We start from the raw sequence: 25,678 nt of genomic DNA, 5'->3' as shown, positions 1-25,678 counted from the left end.
TGGACCACGGGACTGACCTGATGATCGCATCAACCGCACTCGCCTATCAAGCGGGCGCGTGAGCAAAGCCCTACCTAATAAGTCACCGGCCACGAACGGCGACAGCAGTACCCCGCACGACGGCCTGACATTCGCACCGCGGATGCAGTCGCGCACGGGACATAACAGGAGACAAGAGATGACCCGGAGATTCAGCACATTTCAAACGCGTTCGAAGTTGGCGATAGCGGCATGCATAACGTCCACGCTTTTCGCTGCGAGCGTTGCTCACAGCGCAGAGCCGCTGAACATTGTGATGCTGACGCACGGCGCGGCGACCAACGCGTTCTGGCAGGCCGTGAAGAAAGGTTTCGACGATGCCTGCACGCGCGTTCAGGCACATTGCCAGATGGTCTTTACGCAAACCGACGGCTCGATCGAACAGCAAAGCGCGAATTTCCAGGCCGCGGTCGCGCGCAAGCCCGATGCAATCTTGACGACCATTGTGGACGACAACGCGCTCACGCCGATGATCAACGACGCCCGCGCGAAGCACATCATCGTGATCGCCTATAACGTCGATCAAAGCGGCGGCGCGACGGGCGCCGCGAAACGGCAGGCGTTTATCGGCCAGAACTTTGTCCCGGCCGGGCGCAGTCTTGCGCATCAACTCACCAGCCAGTTTCCGAAGGACGGCCCGATCCGCGTGCTGATTGGTGTCAGCGCGCCGGGGCAGAACTGGGCCGAGCAGCGCGCGAAAGGCGTGATGGAAGGTCTCGATGAATGGAAGCGCGCCAACCCCACTCGCACTGTCGTGATTGATCGCATCGACTCGGGCACGGATCTCTCGGTCACAGGTGAACGCGTTGGCGCCTATCTCACCGCTCACCCCGATACAACGGCGTACTTCGACATGGGCTTCTTCCATGCAGCCGTCGCTCGCACATTGCAGGACCGTAACGTGCCGCCGGGCAAGGTGCTGCTTGCAGGCTTCGATATCGTGCCTCAGGTCCTGCAGATGATGAAGGCCGGCTATATCCAGGCCGAGGTCGATCAGCAACCGTATGCGCAAGGTTTCATGCCTGTGATGCAGGTGTATCTGGCGAAGTCGTTCGGCCTCGCGCCCACCGATATCAACACCGGCAATTCGCTCGTCATGCCCGCTCAGGCGGACTCGGTCATCGCGCTCTCGCAACAAGGCTTGCGCTAGGAGATTCGCATGAAAAAGCTGCTCAAGATCTACCTGCAGAAACCGGAGCTGGCGGGCATTGTATTGCTCGCCGTGCTGATCGGTTTGTTCCAGGTGCGCTCGCAGATGATATTTCTCAGCGCCGAAAATATCCGTGGCGTGCTTGGCGTGTTGCCTGAAGTGGGACTGGTGGCAATAGGCGTGACGCTGCTGATGATCTGCGGTGAGTTCGATTTGTCGGTGGGATCGGTGTTTGCACTCACACCGATGGCGATCACGTTGTTGATGAATGCCGGCGTACCGTTCTGGCCGGCATTTTTTATCGGGCTGGTGGTCGCCGCGTGCGTGGGACTCGCTAACGGATTGATCACGCTGGTCTTCAACATACCGAGTTTCATCACCACGCTTGGCATGTTGTTCATCGTGCGCTCGCTGACCGTCGTGCTGTCCGGCGGCTTTCCGCCGAACCTGCCAATTGAACGGATGCCCGCGCAGCTGTTCGTGAGTTTCATAGGACCTGAGGGGTTGTTTCGTGCGTCGTTTCTTTGGTTCATCGTCATCGGTGCGGCAGCGGCATTCTTGCTGTCCGCGACCAATCTCGGCAACTGGATGAAAGCAACTGGCGGCTTCCTTGAAGCGTCTATCTCGAGTGGTGTGCCGGCGCGGCGCGTGAAGCTGTTCTCCTTCGTGCTGTGCTCGGTGCTTGCAGGTTTCGCGGGTTTGATCCAGGTGCTGCGGCTTGGCGCGGCGCTTCCATCAATAGGCGATGGTCTCGAGCTACAAGCTGTGGCCGCTGCGGTGATCGGCGGGACCGCCCTGTCCGGCGGCATCGGCAATGTGCTTGGCGCAGTGGTCGGTGCCCTGCTGATTCGCGTGATCGATAACGGCCTGGTGCTGACACAAGTCGATGCCAACTGGTTCAAGTTCGCCGTCGGCAGCCTGACCATTTTCGCGGTCGTCGCCAACGCATGGATGCGCCGCACGGCGCGACATCTGAAGGTCCAGCTATGAACACACTTTCTTCTCTAAGTTCCTACGCCGACAACGACAGCGCCGCCGACGCGCTTACTACATCGACCTCACTGATGGCGGTGCGCAACTTGCACAAGTGGTACTCCGGCGTGCATGCGCTCAAAGGCGTGAGCCTGGAGTTCAAACGCGGCGAAGTCGTGGGCCTGCTCGGCGACAACGGCGCAGGAAAGTCGACGCTCATCAAGATTCTTTCGGGCGTGCATCGGCCGGATGAAGGCGAGATCCTGTTCCAGGGCCGGCCTGTGCGCATCCCCACGCCGAAAGCGGCCATGCAGTTGGGTATCGAAACGATTCATCAGCACAACTCGCTCGTGCCGAACCTGTCGATTGCGCGCAATCTGTTTATCGGGCGCGAGCCGCTGCTGTTTTCGCTGTTCGGCATTGGCCCTATGGACCATGCGCGCATGCGCGCCGACGCCGTCAAAGCCATTGCCGATGTCGACCTGCATCTGCGTTCCGCGGAAGCGCTGCTGGGCGAACTATCGGGCGGTCAGCGCCAGGGCGTGGCGATTGCGCGCGCGATGCACTTCAAGTCGAAGGTGCTGATCCTCGATGAACCGACGAACCATTTATCGGTCAAGGAGACGGGCAAGGTGATCGGGTTTGTGCGGGGCTTATCGGCTCAGGGCATTACCGGCGTGTTCATCAGCCACAACCTGCAGCACGTGTTTCACTCGTGCGACCGGATTGTCGCAATGGCGCGCGGTGAAGTCGTGCTCGACAAGCCGGTGGCGCAGACGTCTATCGAAGAAGTAACAGAGATGCTTTGATCGACTACATGGTGGAGAGATAAATCGATGGGACAGTTCGACGGCAAGGTGGCTGTGGTCACCGGTGGTACACAAGGGCTAGGAGCCGCGATCGCGGCGCTGTTCGTTGAGCGCGGCGCGAGGGGTGTCGTTATCTGCGGGCGTTCGAAGGAGAAGGGCCAAGCGAAGGCGCGTGAGTTGAGCGAGGCAAGCGGCGCGGACGTTCGTTACGTGCAGGCGGATCTCTCGCAAGTCGACGATTGCCGGGCGGTGATCGCGGCAGCGGACGCGCGGTTTGGGCGCATTGATGTACTGGTCAATGCAGCTGCCATGACGGATCGCGGCACGATCATCGACACGGATCCTGCGCTCTTCGACCGCGTCTTCGCGACGAACGTGCGGGCGCCGTTCTTCCTGATGCAGGAGACCATTCGTGTCATGCGGCGCGAGCGCATTGAAGGTTCGATCGTCAACATCTGCTCGATGTCGGCGATGTCGGGGCAACCGTTCATCGCGGCGTATTGTGCGTCGAAGGGAGCACTGGCCACGCTCACGCAGAACACGGGTTACGCGCTGTTGCGCAACAGGATTCGGGTGAACGGCTTGAATCTCGGCTGGATGGCCTCCGATGGCGAGGATCGGATTCAGCGGGAATACCACGGCGCGGCCGACGACTGGCTGACACAAGCGAGTGCTGCGCAACCGTTCGGGCGGTTGATCGACCCGGCTGAAGCGGCGCGCGCGGTGGCTTTTTTGGCGAGCGAGGAGTCGGGCCTGATGACAGGGTCGATGGTGAATTACGATCAATCGGTGTGGGGTGCGTTCGATGACGCGCCGAGTCCGAAGGCCGCGCTTTAGAGTACGAGAACAAGCCAGCGAATCTATTGCGCGGGTCCGCTGGCTTATGCGCTCCAATCACCGCAAGCTCCTCTTGTCCGCCATCCGGAAGGGGTCAACGGCCCACATTTCGCCGGCTTGAATTCGCGGCTGAGCACGCACCAACCACTCCACGAGCGGTGTAAGGCTTATTCCAGGCAGCGGTGAACCGCCGAAGGACTCGGAAACAAACGGTGCATCATCTCCCGGGCGACGAACGACCTGAACAATGTGCGTAATCCCGCGCGGACGCGGATGGTTGATCGCCCAGCCAGGCTCTCCCATCTTCAGTCCGATGGTCGCGCATCGCGGAAGGCTGGTGGCCGTGATCTCGTGCGCCTGAAGAATGAACCCTGTCCGGGTTTCAACCTCCTGAATGATCCGATCCGACCACATTTGCGAGGCAAGCATGTCATCAGCGCCAAACACGTCGCGGCCAGCCGCTTCGTTCTCCGCTTGCATGGCTTGCCCAAGGAGCAGCGCAGTCCATCCCGAGCAATCGATGACGGGCGGCGTGGCGGACAGTCCTTCGGACTTCACCCCGCGCTGATAACCAACTCGTCCCGTGTAGCGCTGAACCAGCCGCCACATGACCGCCTCACCTGCCTCGAAGCTCATCGCACAAGCCCTTGTCTTGTCAGAAGTGACATCATGAAAAGAAGAAACTAAACATTGCTCACGCTCGATCGGGGTTCCATGAAAGTATGGCGGAAATACTCCCGTACCGCGTGCATCGCAGGGCTGAACTCACGGTTCTTGCGCCACGCAAGGCCGACGCTCATGGGTGGAACCTGATCGCGCAGGACCACAGTTTCGATCCGCTTCCCTTCCAGCGACCAGGGGCGGTAGACCATGTCGGAGAGGATGGCGACGCCGCTTCCGTTCGCCACCATGCTTCGGACAGCCTCCACCGACGACGTGCGCAGCTTCACGTTCGGCCTGTGCGGTGTATCGGCCCAATAGCGCAGCGCCGTGTAAGCGGCTTCATCTACAGTCAGCATGACGAACGGCTCTGGCGCAACATCAGCAAGCGTGACGCTTTCGCGCTTGAGCAAAGGATGATGCGCGCAAAGCCAAAGCCTGCGCACAGAGTGAATCACCGGTTCCAACACAAGCTCCGGGTTCGCCACGTTCGACGTCAACAGAACCGCCATGTCGTAGCGCTCGCTGAGCAGGCCCTCTTCGATCGACTCGCGATTCAGTTCATGCAGATTGATGGAGAGCAGCGGATAGAGCGTGCTTAGCCGCTGCAGATGATGCGGCAGGAAATAACCGATCACCGTATAGCTCGCCGCAATGGTGAGCGTTCCGGTCAGCGTGCTCTCCAGATTCGGAATGCGCATTGCCTCTTCGACGGAAGAGAGGATGGTGTAGGCCTGATTCAGAAATTTTCGGCCGGTTTGAGTCAGCGTGACGCCGCTCGACATGCGTGCAAAGAGCTGAGTGCCCAGGCTGTCCTCAAGCTCCTTGATCGCATTTGTCACCGCTGATTGGGAAATCGTCAGTTGAATTGCAGCCTGCGATATTTGCCCTAGTTCGGCCGTTGCCACGAAGTACTTAAGCTGCCGGAGAGTCAAAGCCATGGTACCCGCCAAAAATTGATATTGCCCGTCGCAGTATCTTATCTTCGCAAAATCCCCCGGTCGAGTGAGTAGCAATAAGCAACGAGCGGTCGACGCCGCATCGAAAAAACAGATACAGGTCATCTGAAAATAGAACTATTTTGGCGCGCCGCCGCGCCATAAGGTTCATGTCATCGGCACTGCGGGGAGCGTTCGTGCTTACCCGGGCCGATGAATCAGGAGACACCCCATCGTGAAGAAATGCAGCATCGACCTGAATTCGGACATGGGCGAAGGCTTTGGCCCCTGGACGATCGGAGACGGCGTGGACGCCGAGATCATGCCGCTGATCAGCTCAGCCAATATCGCCACGGGTTTCCATGCGGGAGACCCGAATATCATGGCGCGCACGGTTCAATCGGCGAAAGAAGCCGGTGTGGGCGTGGGCGCTCATCCGGGTTTTCGTGACCTGGTCGGATTCGGCCGCCGCACGATTACCGAGTCGCCGCAGGCGCTGGTGAACGACATCGTGTTCCAGCTTGGCGCGTTGCGCGAGTTCGCAAGACTGGCGAATGTCGGCGTACAGCACGTGAAACCCCATGGTGCGCTCTACATGCTCGCAGCACGGGATGAAGAGTTGTCGCGTTGCCTGATTGGAACGCTGCAGAAAATCGATCCGAGCCTGCTGTTGTATTGCATGGAATCGTCGGTCACGTACAAAGTGGCGCGCGAACTGGGCCAGCCCGTGGTCCGCGAGTTCTACGCCGATCGCGACTACGACGCGAGTGGATCAATCGTTTTCACTCGCCGCGTCGGCCGCCTCGACGCTGCTCAAGTGGCGGCAAAAGTTCTGCGCGCTTGCACGCAAGGACGCGTGACGACCGTGGAGGGCGGCGACATAGACATCGATTTCGATTCGGTCTGCATCCACAGCGACACCCCGGGCGCACTCGAACTCGTCCAGGCAACGCGCGACGCGCTGATTCGCAACGACATCCGCATTGCCGCGCCCAAACTGGCTTCCCCCAACAGCTTTCAATCCGCCTGAGACAGGAGCACAACCATGGCCCAGCACGACATTGTCAGCCCCTTGCCCGGGACGTTCTACAGGCGCTCATCCCCTGATGCAGCGCCGCTCGTCGAGATCGGAAGCGAGATTGACGAGGGCACGACCGTGGGACTCGTCGAAGTCATGAAGCAATTCAGCGAAATCGAAGCGACGGCCAAGGGCCGCGTGACCGAGATCCTTGCCGAAGACGGCGAGCCGGTCGACGCGGGCCAGGTGCTGATGCGGATCGAGGGCTAAGCCGATGTTCTCAGATGCCTTCTACAAGCCTCAACGCATTCGCACCCTGCTGATCGCCAACCGTGGTGAGATCGCAGTGCGGGTCATTCGCGCAGCGCAGGAACTGGGCATGCGGGCGGCCGTGACGGTGAGCGACGCGGATCGCGACAGTCTGGCTGCGCGCATGGCGGACCAGGCCGTGCCGATCGGCTCTGCGCACGCCGCTAAGAGCTACCTCAATCCTGACGCCATTCTCGAAGCCGCCAGACAATGCGGCGCGGATGCGATTCATCCCGGGTATGGGTTTTTATCGGAGAACGCGGCGTTCGCGGAGAAGGTGGAGACCGCCGGGCTGATCTTCGTCGGCCCATCTTCAGACATCATCGCGATGATGGGCGATAAAGCCCGTGCACGCGCCACCGCGCAACGCGCAGGCGTGCCGACCGTGCCGGGCAGCGAGGGGGTTCTCGATTCACTCGAGCAGGCGCGCGACGTTGCCGGTCGCATTGGTTATCCGGTCATGATCAAGGCGGCTGCGGGCGGAGGCGGACGCGGCATTCGCGTGGCGCACGATGCGACGCAGCTCGATGTCGAACTACCGCTCGCGCAACGTGAGGCCCTCGCGGCGTTCGGTAACGCCGGCGTCTATCTGGAGCGCTTTATAGGGCGGGCGCGCCATATTGAGGTACAGGTGCTGGGCGATGGCACAAACGTCGTTCATCTGTTCGAGCGCGAGTGCTCCCTGCAACGGCGTCGACAAAAAATCATGGAGGAGGCGCCCTCGCCCTCACTCACGCCGGAACTGCGCGCGTCGTTATGCGAATCGGCGACGCGGCTGGCGCGTGAAGTCGGATACCGGAGCGCGGGCACGCTTGAATACCTGTTCGATGAAACACGCGGCGAGTTTTACTTCATTGAAATGAACACGCGTATTCAGGTCGAACATCCGGTGACCGAAGCCATCACTGGCATCGACCTCGTGCGTGAGTCGCTGCGCGTGGCCGACGGCGAGCCGTTGCGTTATGAACAGCGCGACATCGTCATGCGGGGAGCCGCTATCGAGTGCCGTATCAATGCAGAAGATCCCGAGCGCGATTTCCGCCCGAGTCCGGGCCGTATCGACGAACTGGTGTGGCCGGCCGGCCCCGGCGTGCGGATAGATTCAATGCTGTATCAGGGCTACACCATTCCGCCGTTCTATGACTCGCTGCTCGCCAAGCTCATCGTGCTCGACGAAAGCCGGCCGGCGGCGCTCGCGCGGCTCGATCGCGCGCTGCGCGAAATGAAGATTGGCGGCGTCAAGACGACCGCGCCGCTGCATCAGGCCATGCTCGCAGACGCGGATATTCGCGCGGGCCGATATCACACGAATTTTCTTGAGGCATGGATGGCGCAACGCGCCGCAAAGCGCAACCAAAGCGAGGAGGCGGCATGAGCGCCCGTTATACATTCGGCGGCGACGAGTTCATCTTCGTCGAGATCAGCGAGGACATGTCGCTCGATGCCTTCTTCAAAGGGACTGCGATCACGCGTGAGCTACAGCGTCGCAACGTAGCGGGCGTGACGGAGATTTGTCCCGCCAACGCGTCGTATCAGGTTCGATACGACCCGGACGTGATCGCGCCCGAAACGCTGCTCGCCTTGCTCAAGCAGATCGAGGCAGAGGTAGGCGATGCACCTCTAGAGTTGGAAACACGCATTGTGGAAGTGCCTGTGCTCTACAACGATCCGTGGACCCATGAGACGCAGATGCGTTTTCGGGAACGTCACCAGGACCCTTCATCGACCGATCTGGAATATGCCGCGCGCATCAATGGCCTAAGCAGCGTCGATGCGTTCATTGCTGCGCATTCAGGCGCGCCATGGTTTGTTTCGATGGTGGGTTTCGTCGCGGGCTTGCCCTTCATGTTCCAGATGGTCGAACGATCACGGCAACTCGAAGTGCCGAAGTATCTGCGCCCGCGTACCGATACCCCCAAACTCACCGTCGGCCACGGCGGTTGTTTCGGCTGCATTTACTCGGTGCGCGGCGCAGGCGGTTACCAGATGTTCGGCGTGACGCCCGCCCCGATCTTCGACCCTGAGCAGCGCCTTTCCTACTTGCGTGACTTCATGGTGTTCTTCCGGCCGGGCGACATCGTCAAGTTCAAGCCGATCGATCGGGAAACCTATGATCGCAATATTGGCGAGGTCGAAGCCGGCACGTTTGCGCTACGCGTGAGACCCGTCAAGTTCATCTTGAGCGAATTCAAGCGTAATCCCGATGCCTACAATCGCTCCCTCGCCGAGGTACTCCATGCCGACTGACGCCACCTGCGTGATCGAAGTAGTGAAGCCGGGGCTTGCGACGTCGGTGCAGGATACCGGACGGCAAGGCTACTACTACGTCGGCATTCCACCCTCGGGTGCACTCGACCAGTTTTCATTGCGAGCGGCGAACCTGCTGGTCGGCAACAGCGAAGACGCGGCCGCACTCGAATGCACGTTGCTCGGGCCGCAACTGGTGTTTCATACGGACACCGTGATCGCCGTCACCGGTGCAGAGATGACCCCGAAGATCGATGGTGTCGCGCAGTCCTGCAATGTCTCGCTGCGTATCAAGGCCGGGAGCACGCTCACGTTCGATCACGTGAAGGCGGGCGCCAGGGCGTGCCTTGCGGTGGCCGGGGGTATCGACGTGCCGGTCGTGCTGGGGAGCCGCTCGACCTACACCCTGGGTGCGATCGGCGGACTCAACGGACGGCGTTTGCAAAAGGGCGATCGACTGACCAGTCAGGCGCCCAAACAACCGGCGAAAGAAGGACGCGAGTTGCGTGCCGACCTCAGAACGCCGCTAGCCAGGGAAATCGAATTGCGCGTGTTGCCCGGGCTCTATCACCACCGCTTGACCGACGAATCGGCCCGCACTTTCTTCGATGACACCTGGGTAGTCGCGCCGGAAGCGGATCGGATCGGCTACCGCTACAAGCAGGGACGCGCCCTGCAATTCCGCGAACGCGTGCAACCTTTTGGCGCGGGCGCTGACCCATCGAACATTGTCGATGCGTGTTATCCGATCGGTTCCATCCAGGTGCCCGGCGGGCTCGAACCGATCATCCTGCATCGCGATGCCGTGTCCGGCGGCGGCTACGCCACCATTGGCACCGTGATCAGCGCGGACATGGATCTGATAGGCCAGATGCAGCCGAATCATCGAGCGCGTTTTGTCGCTGTGTCGATGGAACAAACGCTCGCTGCGCGCCGTGTCGCACACGAAAGGCTGGCGCGTTTGCGTGAAGCGCTGAGCTATTAGGCAAGTACCCGTTTGAATCGAAGCAGACCCGCTGCGTCGTGCTCGTCACGGCGCCGCGCGGGAGGCGTTCGCTTGCAGTCAACTCCAGTGGTGCTTTTCTCTATAGCGGGCGTCAGCCGGTCGCGCCTGCTTCTTTCAATCTACTGCATGAAGGAGCAAGAATCATGGCCAACCTGTCACAGGCCCCTGCGGGGCACGAACTGGATTTATCGACACACTCGGTTCCCGACAGCGCCCGAATGCCCGCATTTTCCCTGACGATGGCATGGTGGGCCGTGTGCAGCGCCGTGTTCTATATTGTGGTCGGGGCGGCGCTCGCGTTGCAGTACGGCACGCGCAATGCGTTGATCGGCATGGCGCTTTCGGTCATCTCATACGGCATTGTCAATTCGATCATCAGCCGCTACGCGATCCGTACCGGATTATCGGTCGCGCTGTTCTCGCGCGTGCTTTTTGGAGGTGCGGGCGCGGCGCTCGCCACGCTGATCTTCTTTGCGACTGCGATCTACTACGCGGTGTTCGAAGGCTCAGTGATCGCAGTCGCGGCGCACAACCTCTTTCCTGCGCTCGACTATAAGTGGGCTGCGCTGATCGTCGTCTGCTACAGCGTGCCGCTGGTGTTCGGCAGTGTCCAGCACTGGCTCGACAAGTTCAACGGGGTGCTGCTGCCGTTCTATCTGCTTGGCCTGCTGGCAGCAGTAGTCCTGACGACTCACGAGTATGGCTATAACGCCGCATGGCTCGACTTCGGTCCCAAGGGCACGATCCCCGCGAATGGCTGGTGGAATTGTTTCGTGTACTACATGGGCGTCTGGATCCTGATGATGTTCACGTTCGACTACGCGCGCTTCGGCCGCCAGAAAGATGCCACCTATCATGGCCGCTTCAATTTCGGCATGCCCTTCTACCTCGTGACGTTTCTCTTGAACGGCGCAGTTGGTATCTACCTGGTCAGCACGATCCCTGGACTGGGACCGCTCTCGGAAGTGTCGGTGGTGCTTGCGTTGCTGAAGTTGATGGGGATATGGGGTCTTCTGTTCGTGTGGGTCACTCAATCGCGTATCAACACGGCGAACTACTATCTTGCCGCGATCAACATGCAAGCTTTCTTCCGTAAGGTAGCAGGCCTGCACGCGCCGAAGTTCGTGTGGGCGCTCGTGGTCGGCGCGGTGGTGTATGCGCTGATGATGGCCGACGTGTTTTCGAAGATCCTCCAGGCACTCGCGTATCAGGGCATCTTCGTGGTGGCGTGGGTGGGTGTTGCGCTTGCCCATATCTTGTCGACCCGGGTCGATACCTTGCTCGGCACCGACATCGAGTGTCGCGATTCACATGTCCCGGCGTTCAACCCGGGTGGACTAGCGGCGTGGTTCGCCGGCGCGCTTGTGGGCTTGCTCCTGATGAACCTTCCGGGCGCGCTGCAATCGTTCTCCGCGCCAGCCACGTTCATCGTATCGTGGCTGGTCTATCGGGCGATGCTCCTGGCGGCTAAACGAACGTGGTTCGTACGCGGGTAAGGTGCGGCTGAGGCACGGTCAAGTAAAGACCCCGAATCAATTCCGCCGCGCCTTCGAAAACGTGATGGTCTCGAACAGCTCGTAAGTCGCGGTCGGCGTCTGGTCGGCGCCGGGCGCGTGATAGTAGTTCATCGTAATGGTGGTCTTGCCACCCGGCTTCCCCGGATCATGATCGAACACGGCAATGCCGTAACCCGTACCGGTATCGCGTTGTGCCGACCAGATGGCATCTTCCAGCGCATCGGCGGGCTGGCGAACGAATGTGTTCGCCGCTGTCCCAGGTATCGGCCGGTTGGGCCTGGTGAACACCTTCGCCTGCACACTGCCGGTTCCGGCGTCCAGCCCATAAACATCCAGCGGCGCACTCGTGCCGCCACCGCCCAATATAAGATGCACGGTACCCTGGCTCGTATCGAAGGCGCCGTCGGCGGGATTCGACGTAATGACCGGCCGAGGCTGCAGCGTATCCACCGGGGCACCCGTCACGGCATCCATGCCCGCATGGTGATTGCAGCCGCGCACGGGGTAGCTACGCTCGTAGTCATGATCATGGCCGCAGAGCACGAGATCGACGCCGTAGCGGTCGAACAAGGGCAGCCACGCCTCCCGGATGCCTTTGTCGGAGCCATTGCCGGTCTTCGATGAAGTCAGCGCGTCCTGATGCATCTGAACGACGATCCAGTCGATATCCTTGTCCTCGGCCGCCTGGCGCAGCGTCTCCCCTAGCCAGCGCGTTTGCTCACCACCGCTATAGCCACGAACGTAGAGCGATGTCCCCGGAGCGATCGGCGGGTTGCCTGTGCTTGCAGCCGGCACCAGAGGATCCGGACCGGCGACGAATGCAGCCGCGTCCTGATAGACCACATCGTCCGCATCAAGCGAGACGAACAGCACCGAACTCACACGAAAGCTGTACCAGCGACCGGGAAAGCGGGTGCCGTTTTCCGGCAGCGTATAACGCGCCCGATACGAGTCAAGCCCCTGCTCGCCGTTGTTGAATTCCAGCTCATGATTGCCCGGACAAGGCATCCAGGGACGATTGGCCGCCGAGGTCTGGGCGTTGTTGCCGAAGTCGCGCCAGACCTCGGGCTGATGCGCCGGGTTCAGGTTGGCGTAGCAAAGATCGCCGTTGAGCAAGTGAAACAGCGGCTGGAACCGCTCGACTGCCTGCACGGCAAAGCGGCTCTGCGGCGACGAGAGGACCCAACCGGTATTCGGCGTGGCGAGGTCGCCGTAGCTGGTCCAGCGAAACGGGGCCCGGCCATGCGGCGCGGTCTGGAAACTCGCCGTGAAGGGGCGGCCGGCGTTGCTGTCGTTATCGGCGGTGACTTCGTATTCGTAAGTGACCGCCGGTTTCAGTCCATGAAGGCGCGCGTGATACGTGCAGACAATCTCGCCATTGAGTCCATCGGTGTAAGTGCGCTGAACGCCATGCACCGTCATCCTCGTCTCGCCAGCACGGCCAAAGCGTACTCGCGGATTGACCGAGGGGCTGAGCGAGGCCCACGAGATCACTACCTCGGCCCACGGTTCCTTGCCCCAGGTCAGGTGAATCTGCTCAGGCGTGCCGTCCGGGTTCGTCGCAGCGGCCCTGCTCGTTGAAGCCAGAGCGCCAGTGGCCGTGGCCAGCCCGGAAGCACCGGCAAGCTTGAGAAAACCACGCCGCGAAACAGTCGCGCCCTGCTCGGCCGGCGGAAGATCATCAATGTTCTTGTTCGACATGTCTGGTGTTCTAGTCCTTGAGGGATTAAGCCAGCAATACGCCGACGGCGGCGCTGAGAGCAGACCGGCTCGAAGGGTCTGATTATCAGCGGCCGTGTTTACCGGGCCATGACATGGTCGTGCCAATTCGTCTGCCGTGTGAACTCTGTATCATCCCGCCAACGATTGGCGCGGCTTGTCCTTCGGGTGCGCACCACCGAACATGGTGCGGGACATTCCGCTCACGCTGATCATTCGGTCGAACCGCGCTTTTTGCGCATTAAATAACAGGGACAAAAATGCCCGGCCATATTGCTGTCGACCAGCTTGGCTTTCGCCGCATAATTCGTCGCAATATCGCATTGCCGATCGGCGCAGGCCTCACTACCGCCGCCGTATTCGTCGCCCTTCTGTTCTACCTGCTGTCGGCCATGGACTGGCTCGACCATTCCGAGCGCGTGGTCGCGGACGGCAACGACCTGATCAAGATCGCCGTCGATCGCGAGTCCGGTATGCGGGGCTTCCTGATCACCGGCGACGACGCGTATCTCGCGCCCTATGAACTCGGCCGCGCCAGTTTCACAGCAAAGCTGGCCACGCTCACCGATCTCGTCAGCGATAACCCGCCGCAAATCGAACGTCTGAAACGTATCGGCGCGTTGGAAGCTCAGTGGAACGGGATTGCTGAACAGCTTATTACTTTGCGTCGCGCGAACCAGGATATCCAGGGCGTCATGCGCACCGGCCGAGGCAAGCTCGAGTTCGACGAAATGCGCCGTGAGTTCGCTGCCTTCATGGATCTCGAACTGAACCTGCGCTGGGAACGTACGGCGACGGTCAGGCGCGTCACCATCATTTCCGTGGCCGCCTTCCTCGGCGTCAGCCTTTCGCTGAGCTTACTGCTCGCCGTGCTCGGCCGGCGCGAATTGACGAACCTGTCGACCACCTATGATCGTGCACTAAGGGCGCAGACCGACCACACTGAAACGCTGAAACAACAAGCGTGGCTGCGCACCGGCCAGAGTCTGCTGGCGGAAAGCGCGGCCGGGCAACCGGCTCTGCCGCAACTCAGCCGCGCGATGCTCGAATTTCTCGCCCAGTACCTCGGCGTGGTGGTGGCGGCGCTCTATGTCCGCGATGAAACCGGCACGTTGCGCCGGACCGCCGCCTACGGTTTCAGCCGCGAGAATGAAGAACGTCCGCAATCTTTCGATGGCGTAGAGACGCTGGTCGGGCAAGCTGCCACAGATGGCCGGCTGATCGAAGTCGACAACATCCCCGACAACTATCTCAAGGTCACATCGGGACTGGGAACCAGCGCGCCGAAGAGCGTAGTCATGGCGCCGATCGAAAACGGCGGTGCGGTCAACGGCGTCCTGGAACTCGGATTCATGCAGCCGGTATCGGCACGGGACATCGAATTCCTGAAGCTGATCGCAACGAATATGGGTGCGTCGGTGGAAGCGGCGCTGTATCGCCAACGGCTGCAGGACACGCTAGAGGAAACGCAGCGCCTCAACGAAGAAATGCAGCTTCAGCAGGAAGAACTGCGCACCACGAACGAGGAACTGGAAGAGCAGACCGCCGCGCTCGAAGAGTCGCAAGTGGATCTGGGCAACCAGAAAGCAGAGCTCGAATCGATTAACGAACAACTCACTTTCCAGGCGCTCGCACTGGATCAAAAGAACGAGGAACTCAACGACACCCAGGCAGAACTGGAGCAGCGCGCCGACGACCTGCAGCGTGCCAGCCAGTACAAGTCAGAATTCCTCGCGAATATGTCGCACGAGTTGCGCACGCCGCTCAACAGTTCGCTGATCCTCGCCAAACTGTTATCCGAAAACCACGGCGGCAATCTGAGCGCCGAGCAGATCAAGTTCGCCAATACCATTTATTCGGCCGGCAACGATCTGCTCCACCTGATCAACGACATCCTCGACATCTCCAAGGTCGAAGCCGGCAAGCTCGAACTCGTGCCGGAAGATGTATCGGTACTCCGCCTGGTCGATTCGTTGAAGCGAACCTTCGAACCGCTCGCCGCGCAAAAGCAATTGAAATTCGCCGTCGATATAGCAGCGGATATGCCGCCATCGATATTCACCGACTCGCGGCGGCTGGAACAGATTCTCAAGAACCTGCTGTCGAACGCGTTGAAGTTCACGGACGCCGGGACCATCGATCTGGCCTTGCATCTGGACAACGGCAATCGGGTGCGCTTTGCCGTAACGGACTCGGGTATCGGCATTGCACCGGAACACCACCAGACAATTTTCGAGGCGTTCCGTCAAGCCGATGGAACCACTAGCCGGCGCTATGGCGGCACGGGCCTGGGTCTGTCGATCTCACGCGATCTGGCAACGCTGCTCGGCGGCGCTATCCGCGTCAGCAGCACGCTCGGCGCAGGAAGCACGTTCGAGCTGACGCTACCCACGCACTGGACGGGCGCAAGCGAGCCGATGGAAAGCGGCCCTGCATTGCACGCACCGCTTCCCGTACCCCCATCGACGCCAATCGTCGTCGCGCCGACTCCGCCGCCTGCCACCCGGACGCAAGATGTGGCAGCGTATGACGACGATCGCGCGAACTGGACACCAGGCCGCCGATCGGTGCTGGTGATTGAAGACGACCTGGCATTTGCGAGCATCCTGTTCGAGCTTGCCCATGAAATGCAATACCACTGCCTGGTCGCGCAGACTGCCGATGAAGCGCTGCAACTTGCCGCACAGTATTTACCCGATGCCATTCTTCTCGACATCGGCTTGCCGGACCTGTCGGGCCTCGCGCTGTTGCAACAGTTGAAAGATGGCTCGCTCAGCCGTCACATTCCGGTGCACGTGGTATCAGCCGTCGATCGCAGCGAGGCCGCGCTGCATCTCGGCGCAATCGGCTACGCAATCAAGCCGACCACGCGCGAGCAACTGACGGACATCTTCCACAAGCTGGAGGAAAAGTTCACGCAGAAGGTCAAGCGCGTGCTGCTGGTGGAAGACGATGCACGCCAGCGCGAAAGCATCGTGCGGCTCATTTCAGACGACGATATCGACATCACCGCCGTCGAGCTTGGCGAACAGGCGCTGGCGCTGCTGAGAACGACTATCTTCGACTGCATGATTATCGACCTGAAGCTGCCCGACATGCAGGGAGGCGAGTTGCTGCGGAAGATGTCAGGCGAAAGCATGTGCTCGTTCCCGCCGGTGATCGTCTATACCGGACGCAACCTGACGCATGCGGAAGAAGCCGAGCTGCTGAAATATTCACGCTCGATCATCATCAAGGGCGCGCGTTCACCGGAACGGTTGCTGGACGAAGTAACCCTGTTCCTGCACAAGGTCGAGGCGGACCTGTCGTATGAACGGCAAACCATGTTGAAGACGGTGCGCAGCCGGGACCGTGCCTTCGAGGGGCGGCGTATCCTGCTGGTCGACGACGATATCCGCAACATCTTCTCGTTGAGCAGCGCGCTCGAGCACAAGGGCATGACGGTGGAAATCGCCCGCAACGGCTTCGAAGCGATCAGCCAGCTGAACGAAACGCCGGACATCGACCTTGTGCTGATGGACGTCATGATGCCCGGCATGGACGGACTCGAGGCCACACGCCGGATTCGCACCGACCCTCGCTTCGCCACCCTGCCGATCATTGCGATCACAGCGAAAGCGATGAAGGACGATCAGGAACAGACGCGTGTAGCGGGGATGACGGACTATCTCGCCAAGCCGATCGATCTGGATCGACTCTATTCGCTGCTGCGCGTGTGGTTGCCAAGCCGCGAGCGTATGCGTGGCTGAGGTGCGTTTTTAGAAGCGCTCGCGACCTGTTGACCGGGTCGCCGTCGCCGCATCCACTCCAGCGAGCGCGGCGTATATCGCTTCATGATGCGAATTTATCGTCGACTAATACTCGCGTTGCTTACTGCGCTGCTTTCGTCACGGACGATAGCCGAGCCAATGCGACTTCAGGATTACCTTGCCTTGGCAGGTCCCCCTGCTGACGCGCGTATCGCCTATGGCCCGGCACAGTCGCAATTTGTCGAGTTGTTCCGGCCGACCGGTGCGGGTCCCTATCCCGTGGTCGTATTAATTCACGGTGGATGCTGGGCGCACAAATATGGTGGCCTGACCCAGGTCGCCGCACTGGGCCGCACGCTGGCGAACGAAGGGATCGCCGTGTGGAGCATTGAGTACAGAGGCGTGGATGAAGACGGCGGCGGATTTCCCGGCACCTATGAGGATATTGCTGCTGCGTTGGACAAGCTAAAGGATCAGTCGTCCGCGCTTGATATCGACTTGACTCGTCTGGTGGCCGTCGGTCATTCAGCAGGCGCGCAACTCGCGCAATGGGCAGCCGCTCGGCAGCGTATCAGTCCGGCGAGTCCTCTGTACGCAGCAACACCATTGCCTATTCCAGCCGTCATAGGCCTGGGCACGCTACCCGATTTGCGCGATACATGGTCTATCGAACACGCGTGCGGGCTCGACCCCATTGCACTGACCGGTGCACCGGAACCCGGCAGGCAAGATGTGCTGGCCGATACATCGCCTACTGAAATGCTGCCATCTGGAGCACGCACCGTGCTGATCAACGGTGAACTGGATACGGTCGCGCCGCCCGATCTGGCAGCGCGCTATGCGGCCCTGGCCCGTCACGCAGGCAACCAGGCAATGACAATTGTTATTCCCGATGCCAGCCATTACGACGAAGTGTCGACAAGCTCGCCGGTGTGGCCTGTGCTGCACGCAGAAATACGCAAGGCACTTAACATCAGATAGCCGTCAGCCGATGGCAGGCGAAGCGTAGCCAGGCTCGCACTCCGCAAACGGGCGTTGTCACGCGTTCGCGTGCGGGGCGCGATCGCTTCGCGCCCTCGCCAGCAATCGTTCACGGCCAAGATTTGTAGCCTGGGTCTGGGAAAACACTTGTTTCGCATACCCAAGCTCGCGCAGGCGCTTCAACAGGGCGGGAGGCACTGCAGCGTCCCCATTCATTGCCAGTTCAAGAAGCCAGTTAAGCTCGAACTCCGTGAGGTCGTTGCGCATCGCTTACTCCTTAGCCAGGCAAAACTTGGCTCAACAGGGCTACCCGCAATCGCGTGCGGGTCTCTCGATAAGTTAGTGTTTAATTCAGATTGCCGGATTTTAGATAACGTTAGACGAGATACGTAAGGCGCCAACGTTCGGATGCAGTGCAGCCGCCTATTTAATTTCTCTAAACCACTTCGGCATGCGCGTGCTCGTGCAGTTCAGCCGGGATAGACCCGTGTTCAAGGCCACCGTCGCTTAGCCACGTACGCGTCTGCCCGGCCGCACGCTCGATCAGGCGCTCGCACTGCGTGTAGTCGTAAGGCGATACATCGAGCGGACACAAGGGCGGAACGACGAAAATTTCCGCACGCGATGAATAGAACGCCAGATCACGCACAAGCTGGCGCGCGATGATAAGCGTCAGCGCATGAATGGCCTGCGCGATCGCGTTGGCCGGCGGTTTCTGCAGCGCACAGGCGAAGCCGGCCGGCAGCACGATGATGCGTGTTGCGCCGAGCCCGACGGCGACCGAGATCGGCGTATTGTTGGCCACGCCGCCGTCGACCAGATCGACTCCGTCAATGCGTATCGGCGGAAACACGCCGGGAATCGCGGCGCTTGCAAGGACGGCGTCCACGACCGGACCGGACGAGAGAACGACTTCGTTGCCGCTCAGCATGTTGGTCGCAACAATGTGCAGCGGTATGGTCGCCTGCTCCACTCGCTCATAGGGCAAATTGTTTTCCAGCAGAATGCGCAGCGCCTTCGCTTCGACGAGGTGGGAACGGCGACGCAATATCATCTCGAACAGCCCAAACATGCTGAGCGGCATGATGTCCCGCCGCCGGATGCGGCACCACAGCAATTCAAGCATCGCGACACCCTCGGCATCGGGCCGCCCAGCAAAATACGCCGCGTTGATGGCCCCCGCCGACGCGCCGATCACGCAATCCGGACGCACACCCCAATCAAGCAACTCTCGCAGCATACCCACCTCGATCGCACCGAGGCTGCCGCCACCCGCGAATACGAAGGCGGTCAATCCCGATGAAACGGCTAGAGGGGGATGATCAAAAGACATGTCTGCCGCTCCTGCGGGGCGCTACCGGATGCAATGTGCATGAACCACCGACGGGCAACCCGGCCGGCCTGTGCCGCCTCGGCGCTGAGGTTACCGAGACTGCGGCCTCGCGAGCAAACACTGACATTGTGCCCGAAGCAGCCTCGGTAAACGATAGTCGGATGGGGCTAGTGGCCCTTGAACAGATCCAGTAACTGGTTCTGTCATGTTGATAATTGCAATATAAGGATGACTACACAATTGGCTTGTATCAATCTGGTCAGGAATGAGTCTTCACACGGCGTTGCCTTCCTCTTTCAGTGACCTGCCAGTTGTCGCTCCCTGCCCGTTGTTTAATGCCGGGTGAAATTCGGCGTGCCGCCCGGTCCATACGGATCGGGGTTACCAAAACGTGAGATGGTGCCGTCCATGCGAGCGTGGGCCAATTCCTCACGCACTTGCTCACGCGTTTTCGGACCTTGATTCGATGTCGCCGCCATTGCGTTTCCTTCCACAGGCTGCACGGATTGCGCGCTCGCCAGTGTCGACACGCCCAGGGCTGCTACGGCCATGATCATCATTAACTTGTTCAGTTTCATCATTACTCTCCAAAGAGGTCATTTATCGACCATTGACTTGCCAACGTGCCTGCCGGGTCAGGGCATGCTTGGGTACAGACGCTTCATAGGGTATTTCGCCCAATTGCCGGAAGCGGTTACAGGACGCCCAAAAAGATGGTTGGCCAGGCCTCGTGCTCTTGCGCGCATTGTTGGTACTCGCGCCATTTCGAGTCCGCAGAACATTGGCGCCGCCGTTGATAAAACCGTCGCGTTTCACTCAGCATTCGCTTAGTCAGGTTGCTTTGGACATTGCGCAACGGCACGCATTTGCGCAGACATGAGGCACGTCGCCTTGACCCGGGGTGAACGGTCGCACGGAGATAAGAAGGCAATTGAAAGCCTCCGGCAAGGTGACATGGACAGCGGCACCAATGCGTTGGAGCTGAGCTGAAGAACGACCGCAAAAGCCCATAACAAGAATTTACAGTGTTGCGGTCCGCGCGGTGATATTGTCATCGACGATGGCGGGCAGACGTCCGTCATTAACGTAAGACATGTCCCTCGTTGTCGCGCACTCAAAATGGGCGTATTCGTCGACGAGGCTGGAGAAGGAGGATGTGTCGCCGGTGGGAGATGCCGCTGACGGTTCCAACCGCGACGTCCTTTGATATGCGTGAACGTGAAATAGCGCGCGTTCACGTTTTAACTATACGGTGATCGACATGGGATTTTTGGATGAGGTAGGTAAGGTCGCGGGAGCAATCGCGGCAGTGGAAGCGACGGACAAGGTCGACCCGGATGCTTCAATCCTGACGAAAGGGATTGCAGCCGTGGCCGGCTTCAAAGGCGCCGGTGCTCTGGAGTCGTTGGTAGAGAAGAAAGAGGACGAAGCCGCTCCGGACGATGCGGACAGTGCCGGAGCACAGGCCTGACTTTCTGCCGCGTCAGGTCAGCCGCTGAATGGGCTGACCTGACGTATAGCTTTCACTGGTCGCGCAGCATCATGCGCGCTAACCACCGGTCGAATGCCATCCACGCCTTAAAGCCGAAACACCTCCACAGCCTCGCTTAACGTTCTCGCCTGACTCTGCAGGGACTGTGCTGCTGCGGCGGCTTCCTCGACGAGCGCCGCGTTTTGCTGCGTGCTCTGGTCCATCGTCGCAACCGCCAGATTGACCTGCTCGATCCCCTTGCTTTGTTCGCCCGCCGCAGCGGAAATCTCTGTCACGATCTGGCAGACGCGCTCGACCGCGCTCACCACATTGCCGATGGTCGTCCCCGCGCTTTCCACCAGCGTCGATCCGGCGTTGATATGCGCGCTCGAGTCTTGAATGAGCATCTTGATCTCCTGCGCCGCCGATGCGCTGCGCTGCGCGAGATTGCGTACCTCACCCGCGACCACCGCAAAACCTCGACCCTGTTCACCGGCACGCGCCGCTTCAACTGCTGCGTTCAGCGCGAGGATGTTGGTCTGGAAAGCGATGCCGTCGATCACGCTCGTGATCTCCGAAATTTTCTTCGAATGCGCGGCAATGCCCTGCATTGTCGTCACTACGTTGCCGACGACTGCGCCTCCCTTGACGGCCATTTCCGATGCATGTGTCGCCATCTCGCTCGCTTGCCGGGCGCTCTCGAAGCTCGCTTTCGCCGTCGCCGTGATTTGCTCCATGCTGCTTGCCGTTGTTTCCAGCGACGCCGCCTGTTGCTCTGTTCGAATGGACAGGTCGTTGTTGCCGCTGGCGATTTCCGTCGCGCCAACGTTGATCGATTCGGTGCTGGTCCGCACGGTCGTCACCGTCTCGACCAGCGACTGCTGCATCTGTTCGAGCGCACGCAATAGCGCGCCCATCTCGTTGTTGCGGCCGGTATCGACGGGATTCGTCAGGTCGCCCGCAGCGATCCGCTGAAACTGGCGAATCGCTTGCCCGACCGGTTTGACGATCGCGTTAAGCAACGCATGTCGCGCGAATGTACCGATGACCACCGACGCGAACGCCGCCGCGGCAAGAAGCCAGAGCATCATGTGGAAGCGGTTTTGAGCGCTGGTATAACGCGCCTTCTGACGCTCGGTGAAAACACCTTCCAGTGCAGCAACTTGTGCGCCGAAGTTATTTGCCAGCGCTTCCGTTTCTGCGCCCTGCAGGGATTTGTAGGCTGAGAAATCGCTTTTACCCAGCGCTTCGAACGAAGCTTCCAGACCGTCATGCAGATACTTCTGACGCGCGGCGACAAAGCGGGCGCGCAGCGCCGTTTCAGCATCGTCCGCCGATGCGGTTGCCAGGTAGGCCCGAACTTCTTCATCCGATTGACGCAGATCGCCATGCGCGCCTTCGAGCAACGCCGGCTGAACATCGCCTAGTGCGTAAAGCGCCGCAAAACTGCCCAGCGCGAGACGCGCATGCATCACGTGTTCATAACTGCTTTTGATCTGAAGAAGCGAGTGGGTGTCTTCCGTGTACATCTTTTCAATCGCGGCATTACTGGTTTGAAGCGCGACGCCGGCCAGTGCGCTGACCGCGATCAACAGCGCGGTAAAAACCGTCAACACAAGCGTGATACTGGCCCGCAAGCTGATGTGACTCACGAGGCCGGTATATCCCGCAGAATGGGATATGCCCGGCGTATTTAATGTTTTCATCCGATTGTCTCCGACTGGTCGTGTGCGTTGTATCGAAGGTATATCGGCGGGCCGGAGACAGGACTGGAGGGTCTTGGATGAATAAATCAAACCAGCCCAATTAGCGGGATTCAGGCGGGTTAAAAGCGATTATTTTCGGCCTTTGGGCAACTGAATAAATGAACTGCGTCGAGAGAGTTTGATGGACCGAGAATAACTTCAACGACAGTAAATGGATTGACTGCCCACCTCTCCTCCCGTGCAACGCTCAAATCTCGAGGTAGTGCAACCCGCGCAAACAAGGTTATTCTTCGGTACACCACACTACCCCGGAGTGCGCCATGCAGACAGTCCGTCGTTTAGCGTTCCTTGCGTTGACATGCAGTGTCATTGGTTTGTCGCCTTCGTCGAACGCATCGGCCGGTTCTGCCGATCCGCAACGGAGCATCAAGCAGGTCGTCTCGTTCGGGGACAGTCTTTCGGACGTTGGCACCTACGCCTATGCCCGGAAATTCGGCGGCGGCACCTACACCACCAATCCGGGCGCCATCTCCGTACAGCTCGTCGCGCAACATTATGGGTCAGGCCTCGCGCCAGCGTTGACAGGCGGCTTCGGGGAACCGAGCGTCGTTCATCCGGAAGGATTCGGCTACGCCCAAGGGGGCGCCCGGGTAGCAGGGCCGCCGAACCCCGGCGATGCAACGGGCGACACCGGCGAGTTACAGACTCCACTGACCTTACAGTTGGCCGCCTATCTCCAGTCGCATACGCGCTTCAACGCACAGCAGCTCGTACTGATGCAAGGTGGCGCCAACGACGTTCAGGATGCCTATGATGCATGGGCGGGAATGGTTGCGAGCGGCGGCGACCCGGCCGCTTCGTTGCAAGCGGTGCTACCGGCCCTGCAACAGGCGGCGCAACAATTTGCAGGGCTGGTGCACAACGTGCAGCAACATGGCGCCACTCATATCGTCGTACAAAACGTACCGGACATCAGCAAGGCGCCGATCGCAAACCTTGCCGAGCAGCAACTGCCAGGCTCCGCGAAATTGCTTCGGAAGCTGGCACAGGCATTCAACGCCGCGCTGGATGATGCACTCCCTTCATCGCCGGCCGTGTTGCGGATCGATGCATTCACGTTCATCGATGAAGTGTCAGCGAACTATCGCCAGCTTGGTTTTCGCTTCGACGGCAGCGTTGGCACCAACGTAGCCTGCGCCCCGGCAAACCTGCCCCCGGCTTTTCAAGCCGATGACACCAGCGCGCTCTTCTGCTCACGTTCAACGTATGTCTCCGCCCATGCTGACACTATCTACATGTTCGCTGACGCTTATCATCCAACCACTCATCTGCAAAAAATCATAGCGGACTACGTTGTGATCCGGATCGACGAGTGGTTGCACGAATAGGTCATCGCCCTAGCCCTTCGTTGCCCCGAATGTCAGCCCGGCAACGAAGTGGCGCTGCATGGCGAAGAACATCATGACCGACGGCAATGCCGCGAGTATGGACCCCGCCGAGACCAGGTTCCACGACGTCACCCACTGGCCTTTGAGCGCGGCGACACCCACCGTAATGGGCGCTGCCTCGTCTCCCGTGGTGAGACACAGCGCCCAGAAGTAGTCGTTCCATACGAACGTAAAGACCAGGATTGCCAGCGCGGCCAATGCCGGACGAATCAATGGCAAGACGATGCGAAAGAACACCGTCCACTCATTCGCCCCTTCAATACGTGCGGCTTCGACCAGCTCGAACGGTAACTGCTTAATAAAATTGCGCAGGAACAGCGCGCAAAAACCAGTCTGAAACGAGACATGAAACAGGATCAACGCGCCGACGGTATTGAAGATGCCCATCTGCAACGACAGGTCCCGCACCGGGATCATCAGGATCTGGATAGGCACGAAGTTCCCCGCGACGAACGTTGCGAATAGCGCGGTGTTACCCCGAAACGAATAGATCGCCAGTGCAAAACCGGCCATGGACGCCAGCACGATCGAGCCGACGACAGCCGGCACGGTAATGAGCACGCTGTTCCACAGATAGTGGAGCATCGGTGAGGTCGTCAGCGCGTCGCTATAGTTCGCGATCAGCGAAAAGTGCCGAGGCCAGCCCCAGTAATTGCCCTCGACGAGTTCATCGGAGGAACGAATGGACGTCACCATGACCGCGATCAACGGCAACAACCAGATCACCAGCGCGACCGGTAACGACAACTTGTAAAGCCCCCGGTTCACGGGCTTCCACTTGGCGATGGGCATTGGAAACATGGCGCACTCCTGCTTATTGCTCGGTGCGCAACATTCTGCGCAAGTGATAGACGATGTACACCATCATGATCGCGAACAGCACCACGGCAATCGCGGCGGAATAGCCGATGCGGTAGTACTTGATCGCCTGGTCGTACATGTAATAGGCCAGCACGGTCGAGCTTTCGAACGGGCCGCCACCGCTCATGACGGAGATCAGGTCGAAGCTTCGCAACGCGCCGATGATCGTGACCACGATCGCCATGAAAGTGGTTGGCCGGAGTTGCGGCAGGACGACGTGCCACAGCATGGTCCAGCCCTTCGCGCCTTCCATGCGGGCCGCTTCTATCTGCTCGGAATTAAGCGACGTCAATCCGGTCAGGTACAGGATCATGCAGTAGGCGGTCTGCGGCCAGAGCGCCGCGAAGATGATCCCGAAGGTCACGTAATGCGGATCGCCAAGCACCGGCACGCCATGCCCGAGGATCAGCTTCAGCAAGCCGAAGGTCGGGTCGTAGAACCAGCTGAACATCAAGCCGACCACGACGCCGGACAACACGAACGGCGCGAAGAACAGCGACTTCACCATGCGAATGCCTCTTACCGCCTGGTTCAGGTACAACGCGACGGCGAGGCCCATCGGCGGCGCCAGCAGGAACAGGATCAGCCACAAGACGTTGTTCTTCAGCGCGGTATAGAACGTGGGCGCATGGAACAGTTCGACGTAGTTATCGAAGCCAATAAAGGTCTTCTCCGTCATCCCGTCCCAGTTGTAAAAGCTGAGCCTGAGGCTGGAGAAGATCGGCCAGATCACATAGATCGCGACCATGATGCAGGCCGGCGCGAGGAACAGGAACGCGGCAAGGCGCTGCTGGCGTGCAGTAGCCGACATCTTTCCGCGGCGTCTGGTTTTGATCGCCGGAACACTGAGGGTTTCGGACATGTCTTGCTCTCCGTGATCCCGATTTTGTTCAACGCGGCGGCTCGCA

Annotated in this window: 23 protein-coding genes; 14 read left to right on the top strand and 9 right to left on the bottom strand. The window is 60.0% G+C overall.

Annotated elements, in window-relative coordinates:
- Positions 1 to 178 precede the first annotated feature (178 nt).
- Genes FH08_RS0119975 through FH08_RS0119960 form a run of 4 tightly spaced genes read left to right on the top strand, consistent with a single transcriptional unit; the run spans position 179 to position 3,807 of the window.
- Complete coding sequence (locus FH08_RS0119975) at positions 179 to 1,189, top strand: sugar ABC transporter substrate-binding protein (RefSeq protein ID WP_081889519.1); 1,011 nt, start codon at positions 179 to 181, stop codon at positions 1,187 to 1,189.
- Between the two features lie 9 nt (positions 1,190 to 1,198).
- Positions 1,199 to 2,179 (top strand): ABC transporter permease, encoded by a 981-nt coding sequence (locus FH08_RS0119970; RefSeq protein ID WP_031360040.1) that lies wholly within the window; start codon positions 1,199 to 1,201, stop codon positions 2,177 to 2,179.
- The gene (locus FH08_RS0119965; RefSeq protein WP_081889518.1) at positions 2,176 to 2,970 is read left to right on the top strand and encodes an ATP-binding cassette domain-containing protein; all 795 of its coding nucleotides are present in this window, start codon (positions 2,176 to 2,178) and stop codon (positions 2,968 to 2,970) included. The genes FH08_RS0119970 and FH08_RS0119965 overlap by 4 nt, the downstream gene beginning before the upstream one ends.
- A gap of 27 nt (positions 2,971 to 2,997) precedes the next feature.
- Entirely contained in the window at positions 2,998 to 3,807 is an 810-nt protein-coding gene (locus FH08_RS0119960; protein WP_031360038.1) for an SDR family oxidoreductase, read from the top strand.
- 57 nt (positions 3,808 to 3,864) lie between these two features.
- Here FH08_RS0119960 and FH08_RS0119955 read toward each other — a convergent pair whose 3' ends face one another.
- Complete coding sequence (locus tag FH08_RS0119955; protein ID WP_031360037.1) at positions 3,865 to 4,443, bottom strand: hypothetical protein; 579 nt, start codon at positions 4,441 to 4,443, stop codon at positions 3,865 to 3,867.
- Between the two features lie 47 nt (positions 4,444 to 4,490).
- Positions 4,491 to 5,408 carry a LysR family transcriptional regulator gene (locus FH08_RS0119950; RefSeq protein WP_031360036.1) on the bottom strand — a complete coding sequence of 306 codons (918 nt, stop codon included), beginning with the start codon at positions 5,406 to 5,408 and terminating at the stop codon, positions 4,491 to 4,493.
- A 232-nt stretch (positions 5,409 to 5,640) separates the two neighbouring features.
- Between FH08_RS0119950 and FH08_RS0119945 the strand changes: the two genes are divergently transcribed.
- The 6 genes from FH08_RS0119945 (at position 5,641) to FH08_RS0119920 (ending at position 11,481) form a co-directional block, all read left to right on the top strand.
- Complete coding sequence (locus FH08_RS0119945; RefSeq protein ID WP_031360035.1) at positions 5,641 to 6,435, top strand: 5-oxoprolinase subunit PxpA; 795 nt, start codon at positions 5,641 to 5,643, stop codon at positions 6,433 to 6,435.
- Positions 6,436 to 6,450: 15 nt separating this feature from the next.
- The gene (locus FH08_RS0119940) at positions 6,451 to 6,693 is read left to right on the top strand and encodes an acetyl-CoA carboxylase (RefSeq protein ID WP_031360034.1); all 243 of its coding nucleotides are present in this window, start codon (positions 6,451 to 6,453) and stop codon (positions 6,691 to 6,693) included.
- 4 nt (positions 6,694 to 6,697) lie between these two features.
- Entirely contained in the window at positions 6,698 to 8,107 is a 1,410-nt protein-coding gene (locus tag FH08_RS0119935; RefSeq protein WP_031360033.1) for an acetyl-CoA carboxylase biotin carboxylase subunit, read from the top strand.
- Entirely contained in the window at positions 8,104 to 8,979 is an 876-nt protein-coding gene (locus FH08_RS0119930; RefSeq protein ID WP_031360032.1) for a 5-oxoprolinase subunit B family protein, read from the top strand. The genes FH08_RS0119935 and FH08_RS0119930 overlap by 4 nt, the downstream gene beginning before the upstream one ends.
- Positions 8,969 to 9,964: a biotin-dependent carboxyltransferase family protein gene (locus FH08_RS0119925; protein WP_031360031.1), complete on the top strand. Its 996-nt coding sequence runs from the start codon at positions 8,969 to 8,971 to the stop codon at positions 9,962 to 9,964. The genes FH08_RS0119930 and FH08_RS0119925 overlap by 11 nt, the downstream gene beginning before the upstream one ends.
- Before the next feature lie 164 nt (positions 9,965 to 10,128).
- Positions 10,129 to 11,481, top strand: a complete 1,353-nt coding sequence (locus tag FH08_RS0119920; RefSeq protein ID WP_031360030.1) for a purine-cytosine permease family protein — start codon at positions 10,129 to 10,131, stop codon at positions 11,479 to 11,481.
- Positions 11,482 to 11,517: 36 nt separating this feature from the next.
- On the opposite strand, the gene FH08_RS0119915 is transcribed toward FH08_RS0119920, so the two are convergent.
- Complete coding sequence (locus FH08_RS0119915; RefSeq protein ID WP_031360029.1) at positions 11,518 to 13,203, bottom strand: fibronectin type III domain-containing protein; 1,686 nt, start codon at positions 13,201 to 13,203, stop codon at positions 11,518 to 11,520.
- 278 nt (positions 13,204 to 13,481) lie between these two features.
- Between FH08_RS0119915 and FH08_RS0119910 the strand changes: the two genes are divergently transcribed.
- Together FH08_RS0119910 and FH08_RS0119905 are read left to right on the top strand one after the other, a co-directional pair.
- The gene (locus FH08_RS0119910) at positions 13,482 to 16,970 is read left to right on the top strand and encodes a response regulator (protein ID WP_031360028.1); all 3,489 of its coding nucleotides are present in this window, start codon (positions 13,482 to 13,484) and stop codon (positions 16,968 to 16,970) included.
- A gap of 159 nt (positions 16,971 to 17,129) precedes the next feature.
- Positions 17,130 to 17,951, top strand: coding sequence for an alpha/beta hydrolase family protein (locus tag FH08_RS0119905; protein ID WP_152602873.1), 822 nt, complete (start codon positions 17,130 to 17,132; stop codon positions 17,949 to 17,951).
- Positions 17,952 to 18,008: 57 nt separating this feature from the next.
- On the opposite strand, the gene FH08_RS0119900 is transcribed toward FH08_RS0119905, so the two are convergent.
- The 3 genes from FH08_RS0119900 to FH08_RS0119890 form a co-directional block, all read right to left on the bottom strand.
- Entirely contained in the window at positions 18,009 to 18,218 is a 210-nt protein-coding gene (locus tag FH08_RS0119900) for a hypothetical protein (RefSeq protein WP_031360026.1), read from the bottom strand.
- A gap of 169 nt (positions 18,219 to 18,387) precedes the next feature.
- Entirely contained in the window at positions 18,388 to 19,284 is an 897-nt protein-coding gene (locus FH08_RS0119895; RefSeq protein ID WP_031360025.1) for a patatin-like phospholipase family protein, read from the bottom strand.
- A gap of 332 nt (positions 19,285 to 19,616) precedes the next feature.
- Positions 19,617 to 19,865 (bottom strand): DUF4148 domain-containing protein, encoded by a 249-nt coding sequence (locus tag FH08_RS0119890; RefSeq protein ID WP_031360024.1) that lies wholly within the window; start codon positions 19,863 to 19,865, stop codon positions 19,617 to 19,619.
- 680 nt (positions 19,866 to 20,545) lie between these two features.
- On the opposite strand from FH08_RS0119890, the gene FH08_RS0119885 reads away from it, so the two are divergent.
- Complete coding sequence (locus FH08_RS0119885; protein ID WP_031360023.1) at positions 20,546 to 20,755, top strand: hypothetical protein; 210 nt, start codon at positions 20,546 to 20,548, stop codon at positions 20,753 to 20,755.
- Positions 20,756 to 20,862: 107 nt separating this feature from the next.
- On the opposite strand, the gene FH08_RS54155 is transcribed toward FH08_RS0119885, so the two are convergent.
- Positions 20,863 to 22,461 (bottom strand): methyl-accepting chemotaxis protein, encoded by a 1,599-nt coding sequence (locus tag FH08_RS54155; RefSeq protein WP_051888381.1) that lies wholly within the window; start codon positions 22,459 to 22,461, stop codon positions 20,863 to 20,865.
- 320 nt (positions 22,462 to 22,781) lie between these two features.
- On the opposite strand from FH08_RS54155, the gene FH08_RS0119875 reads away from it, so the two are divergent.
- On the top strand, positions 22,782 to 23,849 hold the full coding sequence (locus tag FH08_RS0119875; RefSeq protein WP_031360021.1) for an SGNH/GDSL hydrolase family protein: 1,068 nt from the start codon (positions 22,782 to 22,784) through the stop codon (positions 23,847 to 23,849).
- Positions 23,850 to 23,858: 9 nt separating this feature from the next.
- Here FH08_RS0119875 and FH08_RS0119870 read toward each other — a convergent pair whose 3' ends face one another.
- Entirely contained in the window at positions 23,859 to 24,710 is an 852-nt protein-coding gene (locus FH08_RS0119870; protein ID WP_031360020.1) for a carbohydrate ABC transporter permease, read from the bottom strand.
- A 13-nt stretch (positions 24,711 to 24,723) separates the two neighbouring features.
- Positions 24,724 to 25,632 (bottom strand): carbohydrate ABC transporter permease, encoded by a 909-nt coding sequence (locus tag FH08_RS0119865; RefSeq protein ID WP_051888380.1) that lies wholly within the window; start codon positions 25,630 to 25,632, stop codon positions 24,724 to 24,726.
- Positions 25,633 to 25,678: the final 46 nt, after the last annotated feature.

The organism is Caballeronia sordidicola (assembly GCF_000729995.1).
Taxonomy (GTDB): domain Bacteria; phylum Pseudomonadota; class Gammaproteobacteria; order Burkholderiales; family Burkholderiaceae; genus Caballeronia; species Caballeronia sordidicola_A.
The sequence above is the reverse complement of the archived record's forward strand: the minus strand, read 5'-3'. Positions and strand labels throughout refer to the sequence as shown.